This window comes from Streptomyces sp. NPDC006512 (assembly GCF_040611935.1).
Taxonomy (GTDB): domain Bacteria; phylum Actinomycetota; class Actinomycetes; order Streptomycetales; family Streptomycetaceae; genus Streptomyces.
Window position 1 is genome coordinate 45942 of the sequence record NZ_JBEXPG010000002.1, and the last position, 25142, is coordinate 71083.

The 25142-nt window shown below is 72.5% G+C and carries 24 protein-coding genes and 1 pseudogene; 14 read left to right on the forward strand and 11 right to left on the reverse strand.

Features of this window, described 5'->3' with window-relative positions:
- Positions 1-103: 103 nt before the first annotated feature.
- The 5 genes and pseudogenes from ABZZ17_RS01515 to ABZZ17_RS01535 form a co-directional block, all read right to left on the reverse strand.
- Entirely contained in the window at positions 104-1348 is a 1245-nt protein-coding gene (locus ABZZ17_RS01515; protein WP_356871136.1) for an amidohydrolase, read from the reverse strand.
- 137 nt (positions 1349-1485) lie between these two features.
- A complete protein-coding gene (locus ABZZ17_RS01520; RefSeq protein WP_356870789.1) occupies positions 1486-2667 on the reverse strand; it encodes a hypothetical protein in 1182 nt (393 codons plus the stop codon).
- Between the two features lie 37 nt (positions 2668-2704).
- Entirely contained in the window at positions 2705-3616 is a 912-nt protein-coding gene (locus ABZZ17_RS01525; protein ID WP_356871138.1) for an N-acetylneuraminate synthase family protein, read from the reverse strand.
- Positions 3617-4006: 390 nt separating this feature from the next.
- Positions 4007-4393 (reverse strand): annotated as a pseudogene (locus tag ABZZ17_RS01530) (NTP transferase domain-containing protein); the annotation flags it as partial.
- On the reverse strand, positions 4390-5928 hold the full coding sequence (locus ABZZ17_RS01535) for a DUF6716 putative glycosyltransferase (RefSeq protein ID WP_356870791.1): 1539 nt from the start codon (positions 5926-5928) through the stop codon (positions 4390-4392). The gene ABZZ17_RS01535 and the pseudogene ABZZ17_RS01530, both read right to left, overlap by 4 nt.
- Positions 5929-6083: 155 nt before the next feature.
- On the opposite strand from ABZZ17_RS01535, the gene ABZZ17_RS01540 reads away from it, so the two are divergent.
- Positions 6084-7067: a glycosyltransferase family 2 protein gene (locus ABZZ17_RS01540; protein ID WP_356870793.1), complete on the forward strand. Its 984-nt coding sequence runs from the start codon at positions 6084-6086 to the stop codon at positions 7065-7067.
- Positions 7064-8461: a polysialyltransferase family glycosyltransferase gene (locus ABZZ17_RS01545; protein WP_356870795.1), complete on the forward strand. Its 1398-nt coding sequence runs from the start codon at positions 7064-7066 to the stop codon at positions 8459-8461. Before ABZZ17_RS01540 ends, ABZZ17_RS01545 begins: the two co-directional genes overlap by 4 nt.
- Positions 8462-8467: 6 nt before the next feature.
- Here the strand turns inward: ABZZ17_RS01545 and leuE are convergent, their stop codons facing one another.
- Both leuE and ABZZ17_RS01555 read right to left on the reverse strand, forming a co-directional pair.
- Positions 8468-9118 carry a leucine efflux protein LeuE gene (leuE, locus tag ABZZ17_RS01550; protein WP_356870797.1) on the reverse strand — a complete coding sequence of 217 codons (651 nt, stop codon included), beginning with the start codon at positions 9116-9118 and terminating at the stop codon, positions 8468-8470.
- A gap of 45 nt (positions 9119-9163) precedes the next feature.
- On the reverse strand, positions 9164-10759 hold the full coding sequence (locus ABZZ17_RS01555; RefSeq protein WP_356870799.1) for a methylmalonyl-CoA mutase family protein: 1596 nt from the start codon (positions 10757-10759) through the stop codon (positions 9164-9166).
- Between the two features lie 163 nt (positions 10760-10922).
- Here ABZZ17_RS01555 and ABZZ17_RS01560 point away from each other — a divergent pair, with 163 nt between their 5' ends.
- A complete protein-coding gene (locus ABZZ17_RS01560; protein WP_356870802.1) occupies positions 10923-11801 on the forward strand; it encodes a L,D-transpeptidase family protein in 879 nt (292 codons plus the stop codon).
- A 215-nt stretch (positions 11802-12016) separates the two neighbouring features.
- On the opposite strand, the gene ABZZ17_RS01565 is transcribed toward ABZZ17_RS01560, so the two are convergent.
- The gene (locus ABZZ17_RS01565) at positions 12017-13066 is read right to left on the reverse strand and encodes a hypothetical protein (RefSeq protein WP_356870804.1); all 1050 of its coding nucleotides are present in this window, start codon (positions 13064-13066) and stop codon (positions 12017-12019) included.
- Positions 13066-13776, reverse strand: a complete 711-nt coding sequence (locus ABZZ17_RS01570; protein WP_356871140.1) for an RNA polymerase sigma factor — start codon at positions 13774-13776, stop codon at positions 13066-13068. The genes ABZZ17_RS01565 and ABZZ17_RS01570 overlap by 1 nt, the downstream gene beginning before the upstream one ends.
- 400 nt (positions 13777-14176) lie before the next feature.
- Here ABZZ17_RS01570 and ABZZ17_RS01575 point away from each other — a divergent pair, with 400 nt between their 5' ends.
- The 10 genes from ABZZ17_RS01575 to ABZZ17_RS01620 all read left to right on the forward strand — a co-directional run bounded on the left by ABZZ17_RS01575 (position 14177) and on the right by ABZZ17_RS01620 (position 21515).
- Entirely contained in the window at positions 14177-14764 is a 588-nt protein-coding gene (locus ABZZ17_RS01575) for a 2-oxo-4-hydroxy-4-carboxy-5-ureidoimidazoline decarboxylase (RefSeq protein WP_356871142.1), read from the forward strand.
- 152 nt (positions 14765-14916) lie between these two features.
- Positions 14917-15297 (forward strand): succinate dehydrogenase, cytochrome b556 subunit, encoded by a 381-nt coding sequence (sdhC, locus tag ABZZ17_RS01580; protein WP_266934686.1) that lies wholly within the window; start codon positions 14917-14919, stop codon positions 15295-15297.
- Between the two features lie 5 nt (positions 15298-15302).
- A complete protein-coding gene (locus ABZZ17_RS01585) occupies positions 15303-15785 on the forward strand; it encodes a succinate dehydrogenase hydrophobic membrane anchor subunit (RefSeq protein WP_267012636.1) in 483 nt (160 codons plus the stop codon).
- A gap of 23 nt (positions 15786-15808) precedes the next feature.
- Complete coding sequence (sdhA, locus tag ABZZ17_RS01590) at positions 15809-17563, forward strand: succinate dehydrogenase flavoprotein subunit (protein WP_356870807.1); 1755 nt, start codon at positions 15809-15811, stop codon at positions 17561-17563.
- Positions 17563-18321: a succinate dehydrogenase iron-sulfur subunit gene (locus tag ABZZ17_RS01595; RefSeq protein WP_189733159.1), complete on the forward strand. Its 759-nt coding sequence runs from the start codon at positions 17563-17565 to the stop codon at positions 18319-18321. Before sdhA ends, ABZZ17_RS01595 begins: the two co-directional genes overlap by 1 nt.
- A gap of 134 nt (positions 18322-18455) precedes the next feature.
- On the forward strand, positions 18456-18980 hold the full coding sequence (locus tag ABZZ17_RS01600; RefSeq protein WP_356870810.1) for a hypothetical protein: 525 nt from the start codon (positions 18456-18458) through the stop codon (positions 18978-18980).
- 74 nt (positions 18981-19054) lie between these two features.
- Positions 19055-19816, forward strand: coding sequence for an alpha/beta fold hydrolase (locus ABZZ17_RS01605; RefSeq protein WP_356870812.1), 762 nt, complete (start codon positions 19055-19057; stop codon positions 19814-19816).
- A 122-nt stretch (positions 19817-19938) separates the two neighbouring features.
- Positions 19939-20343 (forward strand): hypothetical protein, encoded by a 405-nt coding sequence (locus ABZZ17_RS01610; RefSeq protein ID WP_356870814.1) that lies wholly within the window; start codon positions 19939-19941, stop codon positions 20341-20343.
- 3 nt (positions 20344-20346) lie between these two features.
- Positions 20347-20772: a DCC1-like thiol-disulfide oxidoreductase family protein gene (locus ABZZ17_RS01615; RefSeq protein ID WP_356870816.1), complete on the forward strand. Its 426-nt coding sequence runs from the start codon at positions 20347-20349 to the stop codon at positions 20770-20772.
- Between the two features lie 11 nt (positions 20773-20783).
- Positions 20784-21515 (forward strand): TetR family transcriptional regulator, encoded by a 732-nt coding sequence (locus ABZZ17_RS01620; RefSeq protein WP_356870818.1) that lies wholly within the window; start codon positions 20784-20786, stop codon positions 21513-21515.
- A gap of 28 nt (positions 21516-21543) precedes the next feature.
- Here the strand turns inward: ABZZ17_RS01620 and ABZZ17_RS01625 are convergent, their stop codons facing one another.
- Complete coding sequence (locus tag ABZZ17_RS01625) at positions 21544-22839, reverse strand: MFS transporter (protein ID WP_356870820.1); 1296 nt, start codon at positions 22837-22839, stop codon at positions 21544-21546.
- Between the two features lie 100 nt (positions 22840-22939).
- On the opposite strand from ABZZ17_RS01625, the gene ABZZ17_RS01630 reads away from it, so the two are divergent.
- Positions 22940-23452, forward strand: a complete 513-nt coding sequence (locus tag ABZZ17_RS01630) for a MarR family transcriptional regulator (protein WP_356870822.1) — start codon at positions 22940-22942, stop codon at positions 23450-23452.
- A 44-nt stretch (positions 23453-23496) separates the two neighbouring features.
- On the opposite strand, the gene ABZZ17_RS01635 is transcribed toward ABZZ17_RS01630, so the two are convergent.
- Entirely contained in the window at positions 23497-25053 is a 1557-nt protein-coding gene (locus tag ABZZ17_RS01635; protein ID WP_356870824.1) for an ABC transporter substrate-binding protein, read from the reverse strand.
- Between the last annotated feature and the right edge of the window lie 89 nt (positions 25054-25142).

The following is a 25142-nucleotide window of genomic DNA, read 5'->3' on the forward strand; positions in this document are numbered from 1 at the left end:
GGCGCCCAGCCCTTGCGTACCAAGGGCTGGACACCTCCGCCGGAAGACCGGCCGGTGTTGTAGGGACTTCCGCCCGTCTCCGGGCCGAACGCCCCCGCGCGTCCTACCGGACCGGCGCCGCGCGCAGTCCGTCGAGGAGCGCCGCGGCGGTGAAGAACTCCACTCCGACGCCGATCGCGGACTCGTCCACGTCGAAGTCGCCGCGGTGCAGGTCCCGCTTGGCGGTGTCGCCGGGCCCGCGGACGCCGAGGCGGGCCATGGCGCCGGGGACGTGCTCCAGGTACCAGGAGAAGTCCTCCCCGCCCAGGCTCTGCTCGGTGTCCTCGACCGCGTCGGCGCCGAGGCGGACCGCCATGGCCTCGCGCAGCAGCTCGGTGACGGCCGGGTCGTTCACCACGGGCGGCACCCCGCGGACGTGGTTGATCTCGAACTTGGCCCCGTGCATGGTCGCGACCTCGTCGATCGCCGCGTGGAGCATGTCGGGGGCGTCGTGCCAGGCGTTGAGGTCCAGGCAGCGGACGGTCCCGGACAGCTCGGCGTGCATCGGGATCACGTTGCAGGCGTGCCCGGCCTCGATCCGGCCCCAGGTGACCGACATGCCCGAGCGGGCGTCCATGCGGCGGGTCAGCAGCGCCGGGACGTCGACGGCCACGCGGGCGGCGGCCGTCACCAGGTCGGTGGTCAGGTGCGGGCGGGCGGTGTGCCCTCCCGCACCGGAGAGGCTGACCTCCAGACGGTCGCACGCCGAGGTGATCGGGCCGGCCCGCAGCCCGATCCGGCCCGCGTCGACGCGCGGGTCGCAGTGCACGGCGATGATCTTGCCGACCCCGTCCAGCACCCCGGACTCGATGGCGTCGCTCGCCCCGCCCGGCAGGACCTCCTCGGCCGGCTGGAACAGCAGCCGTACGGGCCGGGGCAGCATGCCCTGGCGTTCCAGCTCGGCGAGGACCAGACCGGCGCCGAGGACGACGGCGGTGTGCACGTCGTGGCCGCAGGCGTGGGCGCGGTCGGGGAAGGTGGAGCGGTACGAGACGTGCGTCTTGGCGTCCGGGATGGGCAGGGCGTCGATGTCCGCGCGCAGGGCCAGCATCGGCCGTACGCCGTCCCACGTCCCCACGTCACAGATCAGGCCGGTGCCGGACTTCAGCACGCGCGGGCGCAGGCCGGCCTTCTCCAGCCGGGCCTTGATCGCCGCCGTGGTGCGGAACTCCTGGTGTCCTAGCTCGGGATGCATGTGCAAGTCCCGTCGGAAGGCGATCAGTTCGGCACGCAGGTGGTCCGGAAGCTTGCCGGGCAGCTCGGGCCGGTCGGGCGTGCCGGGCAGGGCGGTCTGGGACTCGCGGGACATCAACTGGTTCACCCGTTGAAGGGTAGGCGCACGAACGGGTCAACTGGCTGGAGATCACAAAAAGTTCATGCCGTTAGGGGAAAGAAACCCGGCCTCTGGACGCATGATCGGATGCGCCCGGGGGTACACTCGCGCGCTCATCCGGCCGCCGGAGCGGCCTGCGCGGGCAGTCTGCGCACATCACGGGCGGTGTCGGTGACCCCGGCGAGGAAGCTGCGGGCCCTCGGCGAGGCGGCGGCGGTGAGCCAGGCCGGGTCGACGGTGCGGACGGCCACGGTCACCCCGGTACCGGACAGGGCGTACGGCAGCGTGTGGACGACCGTGGACGGAAAGCTGACGACGGTCCGGCCGATCGGCCCCCGGCGGGCGATCAGCTCCAGCGGCAGGTCCGGACGGACGATCTCCAGCCCGGTCGCCTCGCTCAGCGCGCGCAGCTTCTCCGGGGACTCCCGGCGGTGGGCGAAGTACCGGGTCACGCCGTGCTCCAGGGTCAGTGCGCGGACGGCGTCCAGGTAGCGGTCCGGATCGACGACGCCGGTCTCCACCAGGGAGGTGCCGACCAGGTCGGTGCCCTTGGTCAGGCGGGGCGGGCCGAAGCGGGAGCGGGTCCAGGCGAAGTCGTTGACCCGCAGCTCCATGCCGGGCAGGGCGGTGACCGGCATCGACGTGAACACCTCCACCCGGCGGCGCTCCCCCGGGGTCAGCCGGCGGCGGGCCGTGCCGGACACCGGGGCGTACGCGAGCTCCCGCACCCGGGCGGCCGGGCCGCCGCCGGTGCGGTGCCAGCGGCGCAGGCGTTCGCCGCGGCCGAGCTGGGCGACGAACTCCATGGTGGCGGTGCCGTCGTCCACGACCACCAGTTCGGCGGCCCGGGCCGGGGCGAGCAGCAGCTGGACGAAGCGGGAGAAGGGGTCGCCGATGACGATCCGCTCGGCGGCGCGGACGGCCGAGGCGAGGGAGGCCAGGGCCTTCAGGGGGGTGCCGGAGCCGCCGCGGGCCTCCTGCCAGTGGACCTGGTACCCCTCGTCGCGGGCGATCCCGGCGACCCGGCGCAGCTGGCCGCGGGACATGGGGTCGGTGGGGGGCAGCACCACGATCCGCGGCGGTTCGGCGGGCGGGGCGGGGCGGGGGCGGCGGCCGCGCTGGGGCGGTACGCCGTCGAAGAGGGGGGCGGGGGTGCCGGGGGTTCCGGCGGGGCCGGGGGTTCCGGCGGGGCCCGCGGGGGTGGCGCCGCGGGCGTGCGCCCACTCCAGCACGTTCAGGAGCTGGACCGGGCTCTCGACGAAAGCCAGGGTGGAGCTGGGGGCTGAGGGAGACACCACGTACTCCTCGTCGGGGGGAGGGCCGGAGCGGAGGTCAGACCGCTGCCGGGACCGGGGCCTGGACGCGGCGGAGCTTCTTCATCGGGCCCAGTTCGGAGTCGTAGACCCGCTTGACGCCGTCGCCGAGGGCGGTCTCGATGGTGCGGATGTCGCGGACGAGGCGGGTGAGGCCTCCGGGTTCGACGGAGGCGGCCTGGTCGGAGCCCCACATCGCGCGGTCGAGGGTGATGTGCCGTTCGACGAAGGTGGCGCCGAGGGCTACGGCGGCCAGGGTCGTCTGGAGGCCGGTCTCGTGCCCGGAGTAGCCGATCGGGACGTTCGGGTACTCCTCGCGGAGGGTGTTGATCACCCGCAGGTTGAGCTCCTCGGCCTTGGCCGGGTACGTCGAAGTGGCGTGGCAGAGCAGGATGTTGGCGCTGCCGAGCACCTCCACCGCGTGGCGGATCTGCTGCGGGGTGGACATGCCGGTGGACAGGACGACGGTGCTGCCGGTGGCGCGCAGGGTGCGCAGCAGTTCGTCGTCGGTGAGGCAGGCGGAGGCCACCTTGTGGGCGGGGACGTCGAACTTCTCCAGGAAGGCGACGGCCTCGGTGTCCCAGGGGGAGGCGAACCAGTCGATGCCGCGCTTGGCGCAGTGCGCGTCGATGGCGAGGTAGTCGGCCTCGCCGAACTCGACGCGGTGGCGGTAGTCGATGTAGGTCATCCGGCCCCAGGGGGTGTCCCGTTCGATGTCCCACTGGTCGCGGGGGGTGCAGATCTCGGGGGTGCGCTTCTGGAACTTGACGGCGTCGCAGCCGGCTTCGGCGGCGGCGTCGACGAGGGCGAAGGCGGTACCGAGGTCGCCGTTGTGGTTGATGCCGATCTCACCGACGACGTAGACGGGACGGCCGGGGCCGGCGGTGCGCGAACCGAAGCTGCGGAGGCGGGAGTCGGGGGTGACGGTCATGGCGGGTACGGTCCTTCGATCGGTGTGCGGGAAGGCGGCGGGGGCGGCGGGGGCCGCGGGTACGGGGGTGGCTCGGGGTGTGGGGGCTGGGGGCTGGGGGTCGAAGAGGGGGGACAGGAGGCGGGCGCGGGCCAGGTCGTGGGGGTCGTCGACCTCCAGGACGCGGGCCGGGTCGGCGGCGACGGGGAGGGTGCGCCCGAAGAAGCGGTGCCGGGCGGCGCGGAAGCCGGGTACGGCCATGGCGTAGGCGGCGCCGGTCTCCAGCAGTTCCACGGGCCGGTCCTGACGGCGGGGCCGGTGCGCGGCCTGGTGGTTGACCCCCGTTCCGGTGCCGTCGGGTCCGGGCCGCCAGAGGAATCCGTGGAACGGGGCCGCGGTCAGGGCCGAGTCGGCTGCTCCGGACGCGACGGCGACGGCGACGGACTCCACGTCCGAGGGGGTCAGGAAGGGGCTGGTGCACTGCACCAGGAGGACCACGTCCACGGTGGTGGCGCGGGCGGCCTCGAAGACGTCCAGGGCGTGCAGGACCGCGGCTTCGCTGCTCGCGGTGTCGCCGGAGAGCTCGGCCGGGCGGTGGATCACCTGGGCCCCGGCGGTACGGGCCGCCGCGGCGACCGCCTCGGAATCGGTGGAGACCGCGACGTCGGTGACGGTGGGCGCGGCCAGGCAGGCGAGGACGGCGCGGGCGACGAGCGGCACCCCGCCGACCGGGGCGGTGTTCTTGCCCGGAACCCCCTTGGAGCCGCCGCGGGCCGGGATCACCGCGAGGACCCTCACAGCTCCCCCAGCCTGCGGATGACGGGGGCGACGCGCTGGACGCCGTGCCGGTACGCCCCGCGGGCGGCCTCGCGCAGGTGGGCCCGGAGCCAGCGGCGCGCCCCGGACTCCGCCGCCTCCGGGCGGGCCGCGCCGGGGAGCGGGGTCCCGTCGATGCCGAGGTGGTGGCGGGCCAGGATGCCGGGCAGGTAACCGGGCGCGGTGGCGGGGGTGTAGTACGGGGCGACGGCCGGGAGCCGCTCGCGGGCGAGCAACTCGGCGAGCCGGGCCCGGGCGACGGCGTGGGCGTCGGCGTGGCCGCCTTCGGCGCGGGGGCCGCCCGTGCGGGGGCCGCTGTCCTGGACGGGCTCCTCAGCGGCGGGCCGTACGGAGAGCAGGCCCGGCGGGACGTCGGCGCCGGGGGCGGAGGCAGGGACTTCGGGACGGACAGCCTCCGGGGCCGGACCGCCCGGGAGCGTGACGGGTGGGGGCCGGTGGGGTGGGGTCACGCCGTGGGTGGCCAGCCAGTGGGGGTTGCCGTGGGGGAGGAGGCCTTCGTCGAGGCGGTCCCACGAGGTCAGGCAGCCGGAGCCGAGGAAGTGGTGGTTGCCGAGGGCCTCGCGGACGCCGAGGTCGGTCAGGACGGCGGTCGGGATGCCCCGGTGCAGGGACTCCAGGGCGGCGGTGGAGGACACCGTGACCAGCAGGTCGGTGCCGTCCAGCACCTCGCCCATGTTCCCGTAGACCAGCCGGCAGTTGGCCGGCAGCCCGCCGGGGAGCCGCTCCGCGAGGCGCTGGTAGGGGTGCTCCTCCAGGTGCGTGGTGTGCTCCCCCGGCCGGCTGCGCAGTTTGACGAGCACCTCGCGCCCGGGGTGGAGCCGGGCGTGGCCGGCGGCCCGCTCCAGGAGGTACGTACGGTCGGCCCGGCTCTCCGGGACGGAGGGCTGCACGGCGAAGACGACGGTGTGGGCGCCGCCGCCCGCGGGGGCGTACGGGGCGCCGCCCAGGAAGGGCAGGGCGGTCTCGGTGACGGCGCCCGCGTCCGCGCCGACCCCCTCGTACACGGCGCGGAACCGGCCGGCGTCGTGGCGGGAGTTGGCGAGGACGAGGTCGGCTCCGTGCCGCAGCAGCAGCCCGTCGGCGAGCTTCTCGTAGACGACGCCGACGTACCCGGTGACGAGGACGGGCCGGGCGGCCGGGCCGGGCCACAGGGCGCGGACCCCGTGCAGGACGGCCTGGACGGCGCCGCCGACGAGGGCGAGGACGACCACGTCGAAGCGTTCGCGGCCGAGTTCGGCGAGGAACTGCGCGCAGGTCACCTCCGTCGGGAGGCCGTCCGTGACGACGCCGGCCTCGCCGAGCTGGCGCGGGGTGGGGGTGGCCCGGCCGCGCAACAGGTACCCGGTGACCCGGCGGTGTTCCGGGTCCGGGGCGAGGCGGCGGGCGGTGAGGGCGCCCCATTTCCACCGCGTATCGGAATCGGCGATGACGGCGATGCGAAGATCGGCTCGGCTGCTGCTGAGTGGCACTGGCACCCGGCAGAAGCTATTCCGCATTTCCGGTGTTCGGCCCAACGAACGCACAACGGCGGGTTAACAACCCGTCGACGAAATGCGAAAGCGTGCGGGTTAACGCGCCCGCCGCGCTTCGTTCACATGGAATCCGCGTCCGGGCCATGGTGAATGACGGCCCGCGCCCTATTGTCTCGCGGGTGCTCAAGCTCTCTGTCGTCGTGCCGTTCTACAACGTGCAGACATACGCACCGGATGCCCTGAAGAGTCTCGAACTGAACTCCCGCGAGGATTTCGAGTTCCTGCTCGTCGACGACCGTTCCACGGACGGGACGCCCGAGCTGCTGGAGCGGGCGGCCGCCGCGCTGCCCGGGGCGGTGCACCTCAGACGGGACCGCAACGGCGGGCTGGCGACGGCCCGCAACACCGGGCTGGACGCGGCCTCCGGGGAGTACATCGCGTTCCTCGACGGCGACGACTGGCTTGAGCCGGGGCACCTGTCCCGCACCCTGGCCGCCATCGAGGCCCTGAACTGCGATTTCGTTCGGACCGACCACGTCCAGGTGACGGGCCGCGCCCGGAGCGTGCAGCGCGTCCCGTACGGGCCGCAGGGCGTGGTGGCCGATCCGCGCGCCGGGATCCTGCCGGTCTCGCGGGCCACCGCGGTGGACTACCCGTACGCCTGGGCCGGGATGTACCACCGGCGGCTGCTGGACCGGGGGCTGCTGCACTTCACGGACGGGCTGCGGACCGCGGAGGACCGGCCGTGGATCTGGCGGCTGCACCGGGAGGCACGGTCCTTCGCGGCGGTCGGAATGCCCGGGATCTTCTACCGGCGCGGCATTTCCACGTCCTTGACGCAGATCGGTGACGAACGGCAGCTCGATTTCATCCGCGCATTTGATCAAGTACTGGCGGACACGGCCGCCGACCCGGAATCCGAACTGCTGCTCCCCAAAGCCGTCCGAACGTATTGCGCGATTATCGCGCACCATATCGGGTCCATCGAGAGGTTCGAACCTGCCGTGGCCAGAAAACTCCGGTCGATGAGCGCGGCCGCGCTCGGCCGCATGCCCCAGGCGGTACTGGACGGGTCCCTGGCCTCGATGGACGCCGAACGCGCCGCCCTCCTGCGCAAACTCCGCCGCCGCACCTCCGCGCGCGCCGCGGGAGCCGCCGCGTGAACGGCCCCGGCGTCACCCAGCTCTTCCTCGCCTCCACGCTGTACGGGACGGCCACGCTCGCCGCCGCCCTCGACGCGGGCGTCCTCCCCCCGGCCGGCCGGCGGATCCTGCTGACCAGCAACCACTCCCCCGCGCCCGAGATCACCCCGGGCCTGCCCGGTCTGCCCGGCTTCGCCGCGCTGCGCACCCGCTTCGACGAGGTGCTCGACTGGAACGCCGTCGTCGCCCCGCAGCACCCCAGCACCTGGGCCCCGCGCCCGGAGGACGTCCCGCTGTGGGAACGGCAGCTGCGCTCGCTGTGGGGGCTCGGCGAGGACCGGGTCGAGCTGGTCGTGGAGTCGCTCCAGGTGCCGCCCGCGCAGAGCCTGTGCCGGCTCTTCCCGGGCGCCGCGGTCGAGGTCTACGCCGACGGCCTGATGTCGTACGGCCCCACCCGCTTCCGCCTCGATCCGCAGATCGGCATGCGGGTGCGGCGGGTCCTGCACCTGGACCTGGTACCGGGGCTGGAACCGCTGCTGCTCACCGAGTTCGGGGTGCCTGCGGAGGTGATCCCCGCACCGGCCGTCCTGAAGGTCCTGGCGGAACTGGCGGAGCTCCCCGGCCCTGCCCTTCCCGTACCGCCCGCCCGGGACCCCGCCCGGGACCCCGCCCCGGCGGCCGGTGAGGACGCCGGGGCGGAGGCGCCCGCCCTGCTGCTGGGGCAGTACCTCTCCGCGCTGGACCTGATGTCCCCGGCGCAGGAGGAGGAGCTCCACGTGGAGATGGTGCGGGGCGCCTGTGAGTGGGGCCACCGGGAGCTGGTCTTCAAGCCGCACCCCAGCGCCCCCGCCGCCTACTCCCGGCGGGCGGAGGAGGAGGCCGTGCGCCTCGGGGCGCGCCTGACGGTGCTGGACGCCCCGGTGCTGGCGGAGACGCTGTACCAGCAGCTGCGCCCGGCGCTGGTGGTGGGCTGCTTCTCGACGGGACTGCTGACGGCCCGGGCGCTGTACGGGATCCCGGTCGCGCGCGCCGGGACCGGCGCCATACTGGCCCGCCTGGCCCCGTACCAGAACAGCAACCGGATCCCGCTGACGCTGGTGGACGCCCTCGTCCCGGACCTGGCCGGACCGGCGCCCGACGGGCCCCCGGCCGATCTGCCGGGTCTGGTCGCCGCGGTCGGCTTCACCATGCAGCCGCGGGTCCTCGCGGAGCGCCGGGCGGACGCCGAGCGCTACCTGGCGCGGCACCTGACGGAGCAGACCTGGCGGTACTTCAAGCGCCGCCGGCTGACCGCGCTGGGCCTGCCGGGCGGGATCCCCGCCCAGCTGGCGTTCCTCCCGCGCAGTCCGGCCGTGCGCCGGGTGGTGCACCGGGTGCGGCGCCGGCTCGGCGGGGTGGCCGGGGGGAGGCCGTAGCCGCGTTCAGCTCGTGGCGAGCTTGGCGGCGAAGCCCAGGAAGAGCACGCCGGCCGCCGAGGTCGCCCCCGCCGACAGGCGCTTGCGGCGGCGGAAGGCGGCCGACAGCCGGGTCCCGGTGAAGATCAGGGTGGACAGGTAGACGAAGCTGACCAGCTGCGACACCAGCCCGAGCAGCAGGAACGACAGCGCCGGGTACGCGTAGCCGGGGTCGACGAACTGCACGAAGAACGACAGCAGGAACAGGATGGCCTTCGGGTTGACCAGGCTGACCAGCAGCGCCCGCCGGTAGGGCCGCTCGGCGCCGCCCTCCGGCGCCTCGCCGGTCAGCAGCTCCTCCTGGCGGGCCTTGCGGTCGCGCCACATGCCCCAGGCGGCCCGCATCATGCCGACGGCCAGCCAGCCCAGGTATCCGGCGCCGAGGAACTTCACCACGGTGAACACCACCGGGCTCGCCTGGAGCAGCGCGCCCGCCCCGGCGGCGGTCAGCACCATGAGGACGGTGTCCCCGGTGAAGACACCGGAGGCCGCCTTGTAGCCCTCCCGCACCCCGCCGCGCGCGGCGACGGACAGCACGTAGAGCGAGTTCGGCCCCGGCAGCAGAATGATCAGCACCAGGCCGGCGAGGTACGTAGGAAGATCTGTCACACCCAGCATGCGCAGGAGTGTCGCACAGGTACGCACCTGTCCCGCCAGTGAGTTTCACCAGCTGGAACCGGAGGGCTCGTACGTCCCCCACACCTCCCGCAGCACCCCGCACACCTCCCCCACCGTGGCCCGCGCCCGCAGGGCCTCCTTCATCGGGGGGAGTACGTTGCGCTCCGTCCCGGACGCCGCCCGGCGCAGGTCCGCCAGCGCCGCCGCGAGCGCTTCCCCGTCCCGTCCGGCCCGCAGCCGGGCGAGGGCCGCGCACTGGCGGGCCTCGATCGCCGGATCGACCCGCAGCGGTTCGTACGGCTCCTCCCGCTCCAGCGCGAACCGGTTCACGCCGACCACCACCCGTTCCCCGGACTCCTGCTCCCGCGCGATCCGGTAGGCGTTCCGCTCGATCTCCTCCTTCTGGAATCCGGCCTCGATGGCGGCCACCGCCCCGCCGAGCTCCTCGATCCGCCGCATCAGGGCGAGCGCCGCCGCCTCCACCCCGTCGGTCAGCCGCTCCACCGCGTAGGACCCGGCGAAGGGGTCCGCGGTGTGCGGCACGTCCGTCTCGTACGCGAGGACCTGCTGGGTGCGCAGGGCGAGGCGGGCGGAGTTCTCCGTCGGCAGGGCGATGGCCTCGTCGAAGGCGTTGGTGTGCAGCGACTGGGTGCCGCCGAGCACGGCGGCCAGCGCCTGCACGGTGACCCGTACGAGGTTCAGCTCGGGCTGCTGGGCCGTCAGCTGGACCCCGGCGGTCTGGGTGTGGAAGCGCAGCATCTGCGACCGGGGGTTGCGGGCGCCGAACTCCTCCCGCATGACCCGGGCCCAGATGCGGCGGGCCGCCCGGAACTTGGCGACCTCCTCCAGCAGGGCGGTCCGGGCGACGAAGAAGAAGGACAGCCTCGGCGCGAACTCGTCGACGTCCATCCCGGCGCCGAGCGCGGCCCGTACGTAGGCGATCGCGTCGGCGAGGGTGAAGGCGATCTCCTGCGCGGGCGAGGCCCCGGCCTCGGCCATGTGGTAGCCGGAGACCGAGATGGTGTTCCACTGCGGGAGTTCGGCGCGGCAGTAGCGGAAGGTGTCGGACGTCAGCCGCAGCGACGGGCCGGGCGGGAAGATGTACGTCCCGCGCGCGATGTACTCCTTCAGTACGTCGTTCTGGACCGTGCCCGTCAGCCGCTCCCCGCCGATGCCGCGTTCCTCGGCGACCAGCTGGTACATCAGGAGCAGCAGGGCCGCCGGGGCGTTGATGGTCATCGAGGTGGAGACCTGGTCGAGGGGGATGCCGTCGAACAGCACCCGCATGTCCTCGACGGAGTCGACGGCGACTCCGACCTTGCCGACCTCCCCGCGGGCGAGCGGCGCGTCGGAGTCGTGGCCCATCTGCGTGGGCAGGTCGAAGGCCACCGACAGGCCGGTGCCGCCCGCTTCGATGAGGCGGCGGTAGCGGGCGTTGGACTCGGCGGCCGTACCGAACCCGGCGTACTGGCGCATGGTCCAGGGGCGGCCGGTGTACATCGTGGGATGGATGCCCCGGGTGTACGGGTACTCCCCCGGCGCCCCCAGGCTGACGGCCGGGTCCCAGTCCGTCAGGGCCCGCGGTCCGTAGACCGGTTCGATGGGGATGCCGCTCTCGGTGCGTGCGGTGGGACGGACCATGGCGCGAACCCTCCGTGTCCGTGGGGCAGGAGGGCCCACGGGCTGGTACAACCGTCCCGCGACGGCCGCTGGTCACAATGGCGCAACATCCGGAGACGGTCTGCAACTGTCCACGCCCGCGAAGCATCACCTAGATACACGACGTTGAAATCGGGGGACCGCGATGTACCGCCAGAGAGTCATGATCCGCACGCTCGGCCTTGCCGCAGCTGTCGCATTCGCCGCGACCGCCTGCGGCCCCCAGAATCCGGGTGCGGCCGGGCCGGGCCCGTCCTCGCCGGCGGGCAGCTCACCGGCCGCCTCCCCGTCCGGCCAGGACGACAAGCCGGGCGGGTCCTCGCCGGCGCCGTCGTCCTCCTCCGCGGCGTCCGCGTCCGCGTCGCCGGGTCAGCCGTCGGCGCAGGGCGGCCCCAAGCCGATCATGGCGAACGGCGACGAGAGCGACCAGATCCGCGAGCTCCAGGCGCGGCTGCGCCAGCTCAAGCTGGTGTCGGTGGCCCCCACCGGTTTCTACGGGTCGAAGACCACCGCCGCGGTGAAGAAGTTCCAGACGGACAACGGGCTCCCGGCGACGGGCTCCGTGGACGACGCGACCTGGCAGAAGATCCAGGGCGCCAGCAAGAAGCCGACCGACCAGGAACTGCGCCCGCCGACCACGAACGAGGTCGACGCGCCGGACCCGCGCTGCATGACGGGCCGGGTCATGTGCATCAGCAAGGAGAGCCGCACCCTCGCCTGGATGATCGACGGCAAGGTCGTCTCCACGATGGACGTCCGCTTCGGCTCGGAGAACACTCCGACCCGCGAGGGCGAGTTCAAGGTGGAGTGGAAGGCCAAGGAGTGGACGTCGACGATCTACCACACGTCGATGCCGTACTCGATGTTCTTCAGCCAGGGCCAGGCGGTGCACTACTCGTCCGACTTCGCGGCCCGCGGCTACGACGGTGCCTCGCACGGCTGCGTGAACGTCCGGGACAAGGCCCGGCTGTCGACCCTGTTCGAGCAGGTCCAGGTGGGCGACAAGGTCGTCGTCTACTGGTGACGCGCCGCCGGTGATCCACCGGCGGGAAGTTGAGGGCGCGGGCAGGGCCGGGGGAACGTGCCCCGCCCGCGCCGGTTGCGCAGAGCCCAGGGGTACGGGGGGAACCCCGGCTCATGCGCGGCCGATGACCAGTCGGCTCGTTATGTACTGCGCCGCCGGTTCGAAAAGTGTTACCGGAGTGCGCGGCGGCGTCGCGCGGGCCGTCCGGACCCGGCTCAGCGGCGGTTGCGGAAACCGAGCGAGCTGCCCTGGGGGCTGGGGGTCGGCGCCTTGAGGATGTCGGTGCCCGGCCCTTCGGAACCGCTCTGCGGCAGGCCGTCGCGGGGTCCGTCCAGCACCGCCTCGCAGTAGCGCGGGATCAGCGCGAGGGCTCCGGCGAGCTTGCTGAGGCGTGCGCGGCGGTCGTCGTTCATCCGCCCCGCCCGGTAGCTCTCGCACAGGTCGGCGGCCCGCACCTGCTTGTCGCGGTCACGGTCGCGGTCCTTGCCGCTGCCGGTGCCTTCGGTCTTGTCGGTGCGGTCGGTGACCGTGTCCCGGCCGCCGTCCACGGCGCCGTTCACGCCCGAGCCGGATCCCGACCCGGTGCTGGCACTCGTACCGGTGCCGGCGCCGGGGAGGTGCGGGGCGGAGGCGCTGCCCGAGGTGGTGCCGGGCGTCGTACGGGTGTCCGTGCCCGGCATCCGCGAGGTGCCCGGGGAGGCGGCGAAGCCGTCGACGCCGGGTTGCGCGGAGGGGTCCGGGCGCGGGATGAGCGGGGCGGGGCCGTCGTTCTCCCCGCCGGCCGGCCGGTCCGTGTCGGCGCTGACCGAGACGGCCGGGGCCGGTCCGGCGGTGTGGCGCGCGGCCCGGTCCAGCAGGCCGCTGCCGGCGGCGGCCGCGATCCCGCCGACCGCGACGCCGGCCAGGGCCGCCGCGAGGCCGAAGCGCACGGAGGTGCTCGTACGCCGCTGCGCGGGGACCCGTACGGGGGGCAGCGGGGTGAGGGAGACCAGGGGTTCGTGGGCGGCGGGCTCGCCGGCGGCGGGCCGCCGCGGGGCGGCGCCGGCGGGCCGTGCCGCACGGAAGGCGGCCACGGCGGCTTCCTCGCCGGGCAGTTCCCGTCCGGGCTGCCGGGGCACGGACAGGGAGTCCAGGGCGGCGCGCAGGCGGGCGGCTTCGGCCCGGGCCCGCGGATCGGCGCCCGCTCCGGCCGGGCCGGCGGGTTCTCCGCGCAGCAGCCTGTCCGCCGCGGCTGCGTCCAGCCACCCGTTGTGCTCGTCGGCCATCACATGTCCTTCTGCGTCCGCCAACGTGAATGCGTCACACCGGTTTGTTCTACGAGGCCCCCGGCCCGTCCGCGCTGCGCCGGTACGGCGTCAAGATCGCGCTCCCGTGCCTGGTCATCGGCATTATGGCCGACGCAGGGGCCGAATTCCGCTTCGAGTTCGGCAGTGCCCAGCAGTTCCGCGAGCCTCTTCAGTCCCCGGTGTGCGGCGGTGCGGACCGCGCCGGGGCGCTTGCCCAGGGTCTCGGCGGCGCTCTTCGCGTCGAGGCCGACCACCACGCGCAGGACGACGGCCTCGGCCTGGTCCTGCGGGAGCTGGGCTATCAGCGCCATGGTGCGGCCGGTGGACAGGGCCTCCATGGCGGCGCTCGCGGTGTCGCTGTCGGCGGCGTGGCCGCTCAGCTCGCTGTCGTCGCCGCCGATGGCGGGGCGGCGGCCGCGCATCCGTATGTGGTCGAGGGCCCGGTTGCGGGCGATGCGGGCGGCCCAGCCGCGGAAGCGGTCGGCGTCGCCGGTGAAGGAGTCGAGGTCGCGGGCGATCTGCAGCCATGCCTCGGACGTCACGTCCTCCGCGTCGCCGTCCCCGACGAGCGTGCGTACGTATCCGAGCAGGCGCGGGTGCACGGCGCGGTACACAGTCCGGAACGCGTTCTCGTCGCCGTCCTGTGCCGCGAGCACCGCGGCGGTCAGCTCCGCGTCGTCCCCCAGCAAAGTCCCCAACCCGTTCACTGTCCTGTACGTGTGGCGCAAATCCGCACGTTACGGCTTTCAAGCACCTCTCGTCCACGAGTTGTACAACCTGCAACCAACCCTGCGCGGAGCGAGGTGTGACACAAAACGCACTCGCGGCGCTGACAGGGGTACGGGCTTGTCGCACGAGTCCGTGTCGGATGGCGACCGGGGCCTCTCCTGTGGGGGGTGGCGGCCTCGGTCGCTCTCCTCTCCGGCACACCCCCCGCGCAGCCGCCGGTACGTCCTTCGGTGAGCCCTTCCGCGCGCACGTCATCCTTTCGGCTCACTTCCGGGTGAAAACCCCGCATGGGTACGACACTCACCGCCCGAGATCGCTAGCGTGGCGGTACACCCGCGCCACGCCCCGAGGAGAGTTCCGCTGTCCAGCCATCTTCCGGCACAGGTCCGCGGCGCAGCCTCCGGCTCCGGGCTGGCGCGATTCGACTCCCTGCCCCCCGAAGCCGCCCGGGCCGCGCTGCTGCACTGCTGCGGCAGCCGGCGCTGGGCGCACCGCGTGGCCGCTCACCGCCCTTACCCCGACACCGCCTCCCTACTCGCCGCGGCCGACGAGGCCTCGTACGACCTCTCCCAGGGCGACCTCACCGAGGCCCTGGCCGCTGAGTCCTCGGCGGAGCTGGGGCACGGGGCCCCGTACGCGGCGCTGCTGGCCCTGGACGCGGCCCGCGCCGAGTACGAGCGGACCTTCGGGCACGCCTTCGTGATCTGCCTGGACGGCCATCCGCCCGAGGAGCAGGTGGACCAGCTGCTGGGCGCGATCCGCCGCAGGATGGCTCACGAGGTGGACGAGGAGCGGTCGATCTCGGCCGACGAGCTGCGCCTGCTCGCGCAGGCCAGGCTGGTCCGGCTGCTGGACCGGCTGCCCTCGCTGTTGGACGGACTCGACGGGGCCGCGTCGGCCGATGGGCTGTCTGAGGCCGATTTCGGGCTATTCGCCCCTGTGGGATAGTCCGTCCGTGCCTGTTTGATCACACCGATGGCCCCCGCGCGAGGGAACCGACAAAGCGTCGCTACGATGTCCGGGGCCGGAGGACCGTACCCGGCCGGGCCCGACCGACAAAGAAGCCGGCTGGCCCCCGCCCCGCTTCCGGAGGGTTTTCCGTGCCGGCTGGAACGTTGTACCGCGGCCGGGAAGGAATGTGGTCCTGGGTGGCTCATCGAGTCACCGGCGTCCTCATTTTCTTCTTCCTGTTCGTACACGTCCTCGACACCGCTCTCGTCCGCGTCTCCCCTGAGGCGTACGACGATGTCGTGGCTACCTACAAGACTCCGATCGTCGCGCTGCTGGAGTACGGCCTCGTCGCCGCAATCCTGTTCCACGCGCTCAACGGTCTCCGTGTCATCGCCGTGGACTTCTGGTCCAAGGGCCCCCGCTACCAGAAGCAGATGCTCTGGTCGGTCGTGGGCGTCTGGATCGTGCTGATGGTCGGGGCCCTGTACCCCGTACTGGGCCACGCCTACCTCGAACTCTTCGGGAAGTGACACGCATGTCTTCTGACACTTCTTTCGAAAAGGGCATCGGTGACGTGGAGGGCGTGTCCCTCTACGACGTCGACAACCCGGCGCCTTACATCGAGGCCCCGCGCAAGCGCACCGGCAAGACCCCGCGCTCCACCCGCGGCAACTTCGAGATGGTCGCGTGGCTCTTCATGCGCCTCTCGGGCATCGTCCTGGTCGTGCTCGTCATCGGCCACCTGCTCATCCAGCTGGTGCTGGACGGCGGCGTCTCCAAGATCGGCTTCGCCTTCGTGGCCGGCCGCTGGGCGTCCCCGTTCTGGCAGGTCTGGGACCTGCTGATGCTGTGGCTGGCCATGCTGCACGGCGCCAACGGTCTGCGTACCGTCATCAACGACTACGCGGAGCGCGCCAACACGCGGCTGTGGCTGAAGGGCCTGCTCTACACCGCCACGGTGTTCACCATCCTTCTGGGCACGCTGGTGATCTTCACCTTCGACCCGAACATCCGCTAGGCAACGGGGCTGAGGCGAATCCCATGAAGATCCACAAGTACGACACCGTCATCGTCGGCGCAGGTGGCGCCGGCATGCGCGCCGCCATCGAGGCGACGAAGCGCAGCCGCACCGCCGTGCTGACGAAGCTGTACCCCACCCGCTCCCACACGGGCGCCGCGCAGGGCGGCATGGCCGCCGCGCTGGCCAACGTGGAGGACGACAACTGGGAGTGGCACACCTTCGACACGGTCAAGGGCGGTGACTACCTGGTCGACCAGGACGCCGCCGAGATCCTGGCGAAGGAGGCCATCGACGCGGTCCTCGACCTCGAGAAGATGGGCCTGCCGTTCAACCGCACCCCGGACGGCACCATCGACCAGCGCCGCTTCGGCGGTCACTCCCGCAACCACGGCGAGGCGCCGGTCCGCCGGTCCTGCTACGCAGCGGACCGCACGGGCCACATGATCCTCCAGACGCTGTACCAGAACTGCGTCAAGGAGGGCGTGGAGTTCTTCAACGAGTTCTACGTCCTGGACCAGCTGCTGGTCGAGGAGGACGGCGTCACGAAGTCGGCCGGCGTGGTCGCGTACGAGCTCGCCACCGGCGAGATCCACGTGTTCCAGGCGAAGGCCGTCATCTACGCCTCCGGCGGCACCGGCAAGTTCTTCAAGGTGACCTCCAACGCGCACACCCTCACGGGTGACGGCCAGGCGGCCTGCTACCGCCGCGGCCTGCCGCTGGAGGACATGGAGTTCTTCCAGTTCCACCCGACGGGCATCTGGCGCATGGGCATCCTGCTGACGGAGGGCGCCCGCGGTGAGGGCGGCATCCTCCGCAACAAGGACGGCGAGCGCTTCATGGAGAAGTACGCGCCCGTCATGAAGGACCTCGCGTCCCGCGACGTCGTCTCGCGCTCCATCTACACCGAGATCCGTGAGGGCCGCGGCTGCGGTCCCGCCGGTGACCACGTGTACCTGGACCTGACGCACCTGCCGCCGGAGCAGCTCGACGCGAAGCTCCCGGACATCACCGAGTTCGCCCGTACGTACCTCGGCATCGAGCCGTACACGGACCCGATCCCGATCCAGCCCACCGCGCACTACGCCATGGGCGGCATCCCGACCAACGTCGAGGGTGAGGTCCTGCGCGACAACACCACCGTCGTCCCCGGCCTGTACGCGGCCGGCGAGGTCGCCTGCGTGTCGGTGCACGGCGCGAACCGCCTGGGCACGAACTCGCTGCTGGACATCAACGTCTTCGGCAAGCGCTCGGGCATCGCCGCGGCCAAGTACTCGGCCGAGAACGACTACGTCGAGCTGCCGGAGAACCCGGCGCAGCAGGTCGCCGACCTGGTCGAGCACCTGCGCAACTCCACGGGCCACGAGCGGGTCGCCGACCTGCGTCTGGAGCTCCAGGAGACGATGGACGCCTGCGTGATGGTGTTCCGTACGGAGCAGACCATCAAGACCGCGGTGGAGAAGATCGCGGAGCTGCGCGAGCGCTACAAGAACGTGTCCGTCCAGGACAAGGGCAAGCGCTTCAACACGGACCTGCTGGAGGCCATCGAGCTGGGCAACCTGCTCGACCTGGCCGAGGTCATGGCGGTGTCCGCGCTCGCGCGCAAGGAGTCCCGCGGCGGTCACTACCGCGAGGACTACCCGAACCGCGACGACGTCAACTTCATGCGCCACACCATGGCGTACCGCGAGGTCGGCGCCGACGGCAAGGACTCCGTCCGGCTGGACTACAAGCCCGTCGTCGTCACCCGCTACCAGCCGATGGAGCGTAAGTACTGATGGCCACCCCGACCCTCGACAAGATGGAGGCGGCGGCCGCCGCCTCGCCGTTCATCACGGTCACCTTCCGGATCCGCCGCTTCAACCCGGAGATCTCGGAGGAGTCGACCTGGCAGGACTTCCAGGTCGAGATCGACCCGAAGGAGCGCGTGCTCGACGGTCTCCACAAGATCAAGTGGGACCTGGACGGCACGCTGACCTTCCGCCGCTCGTGCGCGCACGGCATCTGCGGCTCCGACGCGATGCGGATCAACGGCAAGAACAGGCTCGCCTGCAAGACGCTGATCAAGGACATCAACCCGGAGAAGCCGATCACCGTCGAGGCCATCAAGGGCCTCACGGTGATGAAGGACCTCGTGGTCGACATGGAGCCCTTCTTCCAGGCGTACCGGGACGTCATGCCGTTCCTGGTCACCAAGGGCAACGAGCCGACCCGCGAGCGCCTGCAGTCCGCCGAGGACCGCGAGCGCTTCGACGACACCACCAAGTGCATCCTGTGCGCCGCGTGCACGTCCTCGTGCCCGGTGTTCTGGAACGACGGCCAGTACTTCGGCCCGGCGGCGATCGTCAACGCGCACCGCTTCATCTTCGACTCGCGCGACGAGGCCGGCGAGCAGCGGCTGGAGATCCTGAACGACAAGGACGGCGTGTGGCGTTGCCGCACGACCTTCAACTGCACCGACGCGTGCCCGCGTGGCATCGAGGTCACGAAGGCCATCCAGGAAGTCAAGCGCGCCCTGATCACGCGCCGCTTCTGACCTTCCCGCCGCGGACCCGTCCGCCGGCGCCGAGGCCCGCACCCCTCCGGGGGCGCGGGCCTCGGCCGTTCGGGGCCCACGCGGCCCCGCGCGCGGGGTACGGAGGCGGCGGCCGCTGTGGAAAGATCGGCCGTATGAGTGAGCAGCAGCCGAATCCCTATGCGGGCGGTCCGGGGCAGCAGCCCGGTCAGGGCGACTACACGTGGGGCCCGGGCGAGCCCAGTTACGGCTACCCGCAGCCCTATCCGGCGGCGCCCCAGCCCTACCAGCCGACCATCGGCGCGGGCCTGCCCGCGCCCGTGCCCGGCCCGATGGGCGGCGCCGGGTTCGCCCTGGGCGACATCACCATCTCCGGCGACCAGATCATCACCCCGTCGGGGACGATGCCGCTGCGGGGCGCGATGTGGAACGCCACCGACTTCTCGCGCACCGAGGAGAAGATCCCGACGCACGCGATCGTGCTGGCGATCGTCTTCGCCCTGCTCTGCCTGGTCGGCCTGCTGTTCCTGCTGATGAAGGAGAAGGTCACCACCGGCTTCATCCAGGTCACGGTCACCTCCGGCGGCCGCCACCACTCGACGATGATCCCGGCGACCGACGCCTACGCCATGCAGTGGGTCATGGGCCAGCTCAACTACGCCCGCTCCCTGAGCGTCTGACACCTTCCCACCCCGTACTCCTGACCAGGGGGAACGGGGTGGCGGTGGGCACCGGCCCGGGGCAGGATCGCGGCATGATCCTTTCCCATGACGTGACCGGTCCCGTCGGCGCGCCCACCGTCGTCCTGCTGCACTCCTCCGTCTGCGACCGGCGCATGTGGGACCCCCAGTGGGTCCCGCTCGCCGAGGCGGGCTTCCGCGTCGTCCGTGCCGACTTCCGGACCTGCGGGGACTCCCCCGCCGCCGAGGCCCCGTACAGCGACCACGGCGACGTACTGGCCCTGCTGGACCGGCTGGGCGTCGAGCGGGCCTCGTTCGTCGGCTCCTCCTACGGCGGCCGGATATCCCTGCTGATCGCCGCCCTGCACCCCGAGCGGGTCGCCCGCGTGGCACTGCTCTGCCCCGGACGGCCCGGGCTGTCGCCGGACGGCCCGGAGGTGCGCGCGTACGGGGCCGCCGAGGACGCCCTCGTGGCGGCCGGGGACCTGGCGGGCGCGGCGGCGCTGAGCGCCCGCACCTGGCTCGGCCCGGAGGCCGGCGAGGCCGCGCACGCCGCCGTACGGGAGATGGAGCTGGGCAACCTCAAGGGGGCCCTGGCCGCCACCGGGGGCCACGAACTCCCCGAGCCCGAGGTCGACCTGGGGTCCGTGACCGCCCCGGTGCTCGCCGTCGGAGGGGCCCACGACCTCCCCGACTACCGGCGCATCCCGGCCGGCCTCCCGGCCCTGATCCCGGGCGCCGAGTACCGCGAACTGCCCTGGGCCGGCCATCTCCCCTCCCTGGAGCGGCCGGAGGAGGTCACGGACCTGCTGATCGGGTTCCTCGGCGCCCGGTAGGACCTGCACGCATGCCCGCCCCAGCCCCCTGAACTTGTTCAAAAGCAAGCTTGAACCTGTTCAAAAAGAGGTCTACAGTCAAGGACGTCAGCAGTTGAACACGTTCAAGGGGGCTGAGGGCAATGAACCTCACCGTGGTCGCGTACATCATCTACCTGCTCATCAGCATCGGGCTCACCGTCTGGGTGGCCCGTACGCTCAGCCGCAACGGCCGGGTCTTCATCGGCGACGTCCTCCAGGGGAACGAGAAGCTCGCCGACGCCGTGAACCAGCTCCTGGTGGTCGGCTTCTACCTCGTGAACATCGGGTTCGTGACCCTCTACCTGCGGTCGAGCGAGGACATCATCGAGGCCCGCGACCTCTTCGAGGCACTGTCGGTCAAGCTCGGCGTCGTCCTGCTCGTCCTCGGCGTCATGCACCTCGGGAACGTGTGGGTGCTCAACAAGATGCGCCGCCGGGGCGTCATGGAGCGTCAGCAGACCCCGCCCGTCGCCCCGCAGGGGTGGACCGCGCCGGCCGGAGCCTGAGCGGTGCGGCCGCAGTCGGCGCCCGTCCGCCACCTGACCGTCCTCTACGACGCCAACTGCCCGGTCTGCGTGCACATCCGGCACTGGCTGCTCGCCCAGCGGTGGCTCGTACCGCTGCGGCTCGTGCCGGCCGCGTCCTACGAGGCCCGGCACCGCTACCCGGCGCTCGACCACCGGGCGACGCTCAGGGAGATCACCGTGATCGGCGACCAGGGCCAGGTGTGGAGCGGTACCGACGCCTTCATCGTGTGCCTGTGGGCCCTCGCCGAGCACCGCCCGAAGGCGAACTGGCTGGCCACACCGGCCGGCCGGCCCTTCGCCAAGGCGGCCATGCACACCGCCGCCGCCGTGCGCCACGCGGTACGGACCAACCCCGAAGCGGAGCACGGGGACCCACTCTGTGACGACCAGTGCGCCGTACCCCGATAAGGTCGGACACCGTGACAGATCAGAAGGCGCCCAAGAGCGAGCAGACCCGGACGCTCATCCTCGAAACCGCGCTCCGGCTCTTCCAGGAGCGCGGTTTCGACAAGACGACCATGCGGGGCATCGCCAAGGAGGCAGGGGTCTCGGTCGGCAACGCGTACTACTACTTCGAGTCGAAGGAGCACCTGGTCCAGGGCTTCTACGACCGGATCGGCGCGGCCCACCAGAGGGCGGTCCGGCCCATCCTGGACCAGGAGACCGATCTGCAGAAGCGGCTCGCGGGGGTCCTGACGAGCTGGCTGGACATCGCGGCGCCCTACCACGAGTTCGCCTCGCAGTTCTTCAAGAACGCCGCCGACCCCGAGAGCCCGCTCAGCCCCTTCTCGCCGGAATCGGAACCGGCGCGCAAGGCGGCGATCGACATGCACCGCGAGGTGCTCGCCGGCGCGAAGACGAAGGTCCCGGACGAACTGGCCGACGTACTGCCGGAGCTGATGTGGCTCTCGCAGATGGGGCTGGTCCTGTACTGGGTGTTCGACCGCTCGCCGGACAGCCAGAAGACCCGGCGGCTCGCGGAGCGCGGGGCACAGCTGACGACGCGGGGCATCGTCCTTGCCCGGTTCCGGGTGCTGCGTCCGCTGGTGCGCGAGGTGCACGAACTGTTCGCGGACTTCCTGCCGGGCATGGCCCAGACGGCGGTCGCGCGCGGCAAGCGGGCCTCGGACCCGCATCCCGGCGAGGAGTAGCCAGGAGTACGGGCCGCGACCGCCCGGTTCAGGCTCCGAGCACCAGGAGGGTCGCGAGGGCGGGGCCGAAGGCGCCGCCCAGCTGGTAGCAGAGGGTGAACAGGCCGATGGCCGCGGGCCGTCGGCCGGCGTCGGGGGCACTGGCCACGGCGTGCGTGGACAGGACGGCGTTGGCGGCGGAGGCGGTGAACACGCCCGCCGCCGTGGCCGCCAGCAGCAGCGGGGCCGAGTCCGCGAGGAGCGCGACGAGGGCCGAGGCGGCGCCGGTCGCGACGAGGACCGTACGGACGGCCGTGCGGCTCATGCGGGCCGAGGCGGCGGCGAGCGGCCAGGACAGGGCGGATCCGGCGAGCAGGGCCACGAGCTGTCCGGCCCCGGCGGAGCCCGTGTCCCAGCCGGCGCGCTCGGCGAGCAGCCGGGGCACCGACAGCAGCACGGTGAAGTAGGACGTCGACAGGACGAGCGCGAGCAGCGCCGAGACGAGGAAGACGGGCGAGCGCAGCAGGACGGCCGGTACGAAGCCGTCGGGGCGGCGGCGTACGTGCAGGACGAGCAGTGCGGCGGCGGCGAGGGCCGCGCCCAGGGCGGCGAGCGGAGCGGTCGCCAGCAGCACCAGGGCGGTCGCGAGCACGGTCAGCAGGGCGGCGCCCCGGGCGTCGAAGCGGCCCGGCGCGGGCGCCGCCGGCGCCCGCCCGGTGTGGCGGAGGACGGCCGGGACGGCGAGCAGGGTTACCACCGGGACGGCGAGGGCCAGCCGCCAGGACACCGCCTGCGTGAGGGCCTGGCCGAGCAGCGGTCCGGTCGCGCCGAGCATGCCGAAGCCGGCGCTGATGACGCCCATCCGGCGGGCGGTCCCGGCGAGGCTGATCGCGGCGGCGACGAAGCCGGCGCCGCCCGCGGCCTGGGCGCAGCGGCCGAGCAGGGTGAGCGGCAGCCAGGGGGAGACGGCGACGAGCACGGCGCCGGCCAGGGTCAGCGCGGCGGCCAGGTGGAGCAGGGCCGCCAGGCCCCGGCGGCGCAGCAGCCCGGCGAGCAGCGGGGTGCCGACGGCCACGGCCCAGCCGAAGGCGGTGAGCAGCTGGGCGGCGGAGCCGACGGGGACGCCGAGGGAGCCCGCCAGCTCGGGAAGGATCAGCACCGGCGCGTTGGCCCCGGCGGCGAGGGGCGTGGCCAGCAGGGCGAGCCACAGGACGGGAACGGGCCGGACCGGGCTCCCGGCGCGCTCGGCGCTCCCGCTCGGGCCCGGTGCGACCGGGGGGTACGGGGTGTTCGTGGGAGTGCTCGCGGCGGTGCTCGCGGTGCTCGCACGGGTGGTGGCAGACATGGCCCGGCCCACTTCCTCAACCTTGACAATCTCAACGTTGAGATAAAATCAGCCCACTACCTCAACGTCAAGTGTCTTAACGTTGAGGTATTCTCGCGGTATGGAGAACGACATGGTGGCCCACGTCATCGGACAGTGGACGGCCGAACGCCCCGACCTGACGGACGGACTGTGGCCCGTCGAAGCGCTGGCCCGGATCCAGCGGATGACCCGGATCATCGACAAGCAGCTCAAGACCTTCATGGCGGAACACGGCCTGGAGGTCGGCGAGTTCGACCTCCTCGCCAGCCTGCGCCGCTCGGGCCCCCCGTACGCGCTGACCGCCGGGGCCCTGATCCCCGCCGCCATGGTGACCTCGGGCGCCATCACCAACCGCATCGACCGCCTGGAGGCCAAGGGGCTCGTGGAGCGGGTGCGCGACGAGACCGACCGGCGCTCGGTGCGGATCCGGCTGACGGACCGGGGCCTGGAGATCAGCGGGAAGGTGATGGAGGCCCACCTCGACCACTACGCCCGGCTGCTGGAGCCCCTCGGCCGCGAGGGGTCCTCCGCCCTCGCCGAGGCCCTGCGCACGCTCCTGCTGGCGCACGGGGACACGCCCCCGCTCGACTGAACGGGGGCGCCGCCCGGAGGACCCGGTCCGTCAGACCGGGTCCGTCACAGCCAGTTCAGCTCCCACAGGCGCCAGACGCCCGTGCCGTCGGAGAGGTACTGCGCGCCGGTGACGGCCTCGCGGGACATGACGTAGTCCTTCTTCTGCCAGATCGGCAGCATCGGGACCTGCTGGGCGACGGCCTTCTGGAGTTCGCGGAAGTCGGCGGCCGCCCCGGCGCGGTCCGAGAAGGACTGGGTGCGGGTGATCAGCTCGTCGACGGTCTTGTCGGAGAAGCCGTTGTTCATGCTGGACCCGGCGCCGACCAGCGGGGCGAGGAAGTTGTCGGCGTCCGGGAAGTCGGCGATCCAGCCGATCGTGTAGGCGTCGTACGCGCCGGCCGCGTACCCCTTCTGGAAGTCCGCCCACTCCTGGACCGGCTTCACGGCCACCTGGAACAGGCCGGTGGACTCCAGCTGCCGCTTGACCTCCCCGGCCTCGGCCTCGTTCGCGCCGCGCTGGTTCACGCCCAGCGTCAGCGTGACGGGAGCGGTGATCCCGCCGTCCTTGAGGAGCTTGCGGGCGAGCGTGCCGTTGGGCGACGGGTACGCGTCGTAGAAGGGCGTGCTGTGCGCCGCGATGCCCGCCGGGACGAGGGAGTAGAGCGGGGTGACCGTGCCCTTGTACACGTCGCCGGAGATCTTCGAGCGGTCCAGTACGGCGGCCACGGCCTGGCGGACGGCCGGCTTCTCCGCCGCGGAGCCCGGGCGGACGTTGAAGACCACGGCGCGGGTCTCGCTACCGCCGGACGCCTGGTAGCGGGTGTCCTTCATGCCCGGGTTAAGGCCCGCGAGGACCTCGGGCGGCATGTCTCGGTGCGCGACCTCGACCTGCCGCTCCCGCCAGGCCTTGTCGAGGTCGGCGGAGTCCTCGAAGTACCGGACGGTGACGCTCGCCCGGGCGGGCTTGCCCTGCCCCTTGTAGGCCGGGTTGGGCTTCAGCTCGGCGCTCTCGCCCGGCTCGTACGCGTCCAGGACGTACGGGCCCGTGCCGTCGGCCCCGTTCCCCTCGCGGAGCGCGCCGGCCGGGTACTTCTCCTTGTCGACGATCGAGGCGGCACCCGTCGCGATCTTGAAGGGGAAGGTGGCGTCGCGGGCCGACAGGTTGAAGGTGACCGTGCGGCCCTCGGCCTTCACCGACTCCAGGGTGTTGAACAGCGGGGCGGGACCCTGGTCGGAGTTGATCCGCTTGATCCGGTCGAAGGAGAACTTCACGTCCTCGGCCGTGACCGCCCGGCCCCCGGGGAACTTCAGGTCCGGGCGGAGCTCGCACTGGTAGGTGGTCAGCTTCTGCCCGACGAACTTGCAGGAGGACGCGGCGTCCGGGACCGGGGTGTCCGAGCCGGTCCTGATGGTCAGGAGCGACTGGTAGACGTTGCTGAACAGCGCCCAGGATCCGGCATCGTAGGCCCCGGCCGGGTCGAGCGCCGAGACGACGTCGGTCGTCCCGACCCGGATCACGCGCCTGCCGTCGTCCCCCGTGGGCAGCAGCATCCACCCGCCGACGCCCGCCACCCCCAGGACCAGCCCGGCCGCGATGGCCTTCGAGCGGACAGACCGCATCCCCTGAACCCCCGATATTCGAACCCGCTATCCGATAATCGGTCACCCAATCACGGAAAAGCAGCCACGGGAAGGTCCGCGATGCCCGG

Bases quoted from the DNA above. Each gene is read 5' to 3' on its own strand.
- ABZZ17_RS01555 (WP_356870799.1), bottom strand. From the start codon at position 10,759: ATGGTCCGTCCCACCGCACGCACCGAGAGCGGCATCCCCATCGAACCG.
- ABZZ17_RS01635 (WP_356870824.1), bottom strand. From the start codon at position 25,053: ATGCGGTCTGTCCGCTCGAAGGCCATCGCGGCCGGGCTGGTCCTGGGG.
- ABZZ17_RS01560 (WP_356870802.1), top strand. From the start codon at position 10,923: ATGTACCGCCAGAGAGTCATGATCCGCACGCTCGGCCTTGCCGCAGCT.
- ABZZ17_RS01535 (WP_356870791.1), bottom strand. From the start codon at position 5,928: ATGCGGAATAGCTTCTGCCGGGTGCCAGTGCCACTCAGCAGCAGCCGA.
- ABZZ17_RS01515 (WP_356871136.1), bottom strand. From the start codon at position 1,348: ATGTCCCGCGAGTCCCAGACCGCCCTGCCCGGCACGCCCGACCGGCCC.
- sdhA (WP_356870807.1), top strand. From the start codon at position 15,809: ATGAAGATCCACAAGTACGACACCGTCATCGTCGGCGCAGGTGGCGCC.
- ABZZ17_RS01525 (WP_356871138.1), bottom strand. From the start codon at position 3,616: ATGACCGTCACCCCCGACTCCCGCCTCCGCAGCTTCGGTTCGCGCACC.
- ABZZ17_RS01585 (WP_267012636.1), top strand. From the start codon at position 15,303: ATGTCTTCTGACACTTCTTTCGAAAAGGGCATCGGTGACGTGGAGGGC.
- ABZZ17_RS01565 (WP_356870804.1), bottom strand. From the start codon at position 13,066: ATGGCCGACGAGCACAACGGGTGGCTGGACGCAGCCGCGGCGGACAGG.
- ABZZ17_RS01595 (WP_189733159.1), top strand. From the start codon at position 17,563: ATGGCCACCCCGACCCTCGACAAGATGGAGGCGGCGGCCGCCGCCTCG.
- ABZZ17_RS01605 (WP_356870812.1), top strand. From the start codon at position 19,055: ATGATCCTTTCCCATGACGTGACCGGTCCCGTCGGCGCGCCCACCGTC.
- leuE (WP_356870797.1), bottom strand. From the start codon at position 9,118: ATGCTGGGTGTGACAGATCTTCCTACGTACCTCGCCGGCCTGGTGCTG.
- ABZZ17_RS01610 (WP_356870814.1), top strand. From the start codon at position 19,939: ATGAACCTCACCGTGGTCGCGTACATCATCTACCTGCTCATCAGCATC.
- ABZZ17_RS01625 (WP_356870820.1), bottom strand. From the start codon at position 22,839: ATGTCTGCCACCACCCGTGCGAGCACCGCGAGCACCGCCGCGAGCACT.
- ABZZ17_RS01630 (WP_356870822.1), top strand. From the start codon at position 22,940: ATGGAGAACGACATGGTGGCCCACGTCATCGGACAGTGGACGGCCGAA.
- ABZZ17_RS01600 (WP_356870810.1), top strand. From the start codon at position 18,456: ATGAGTGAGCAGCAGCCGAATCCCTATGCGGGCGGTCCGGGGCAGCAG.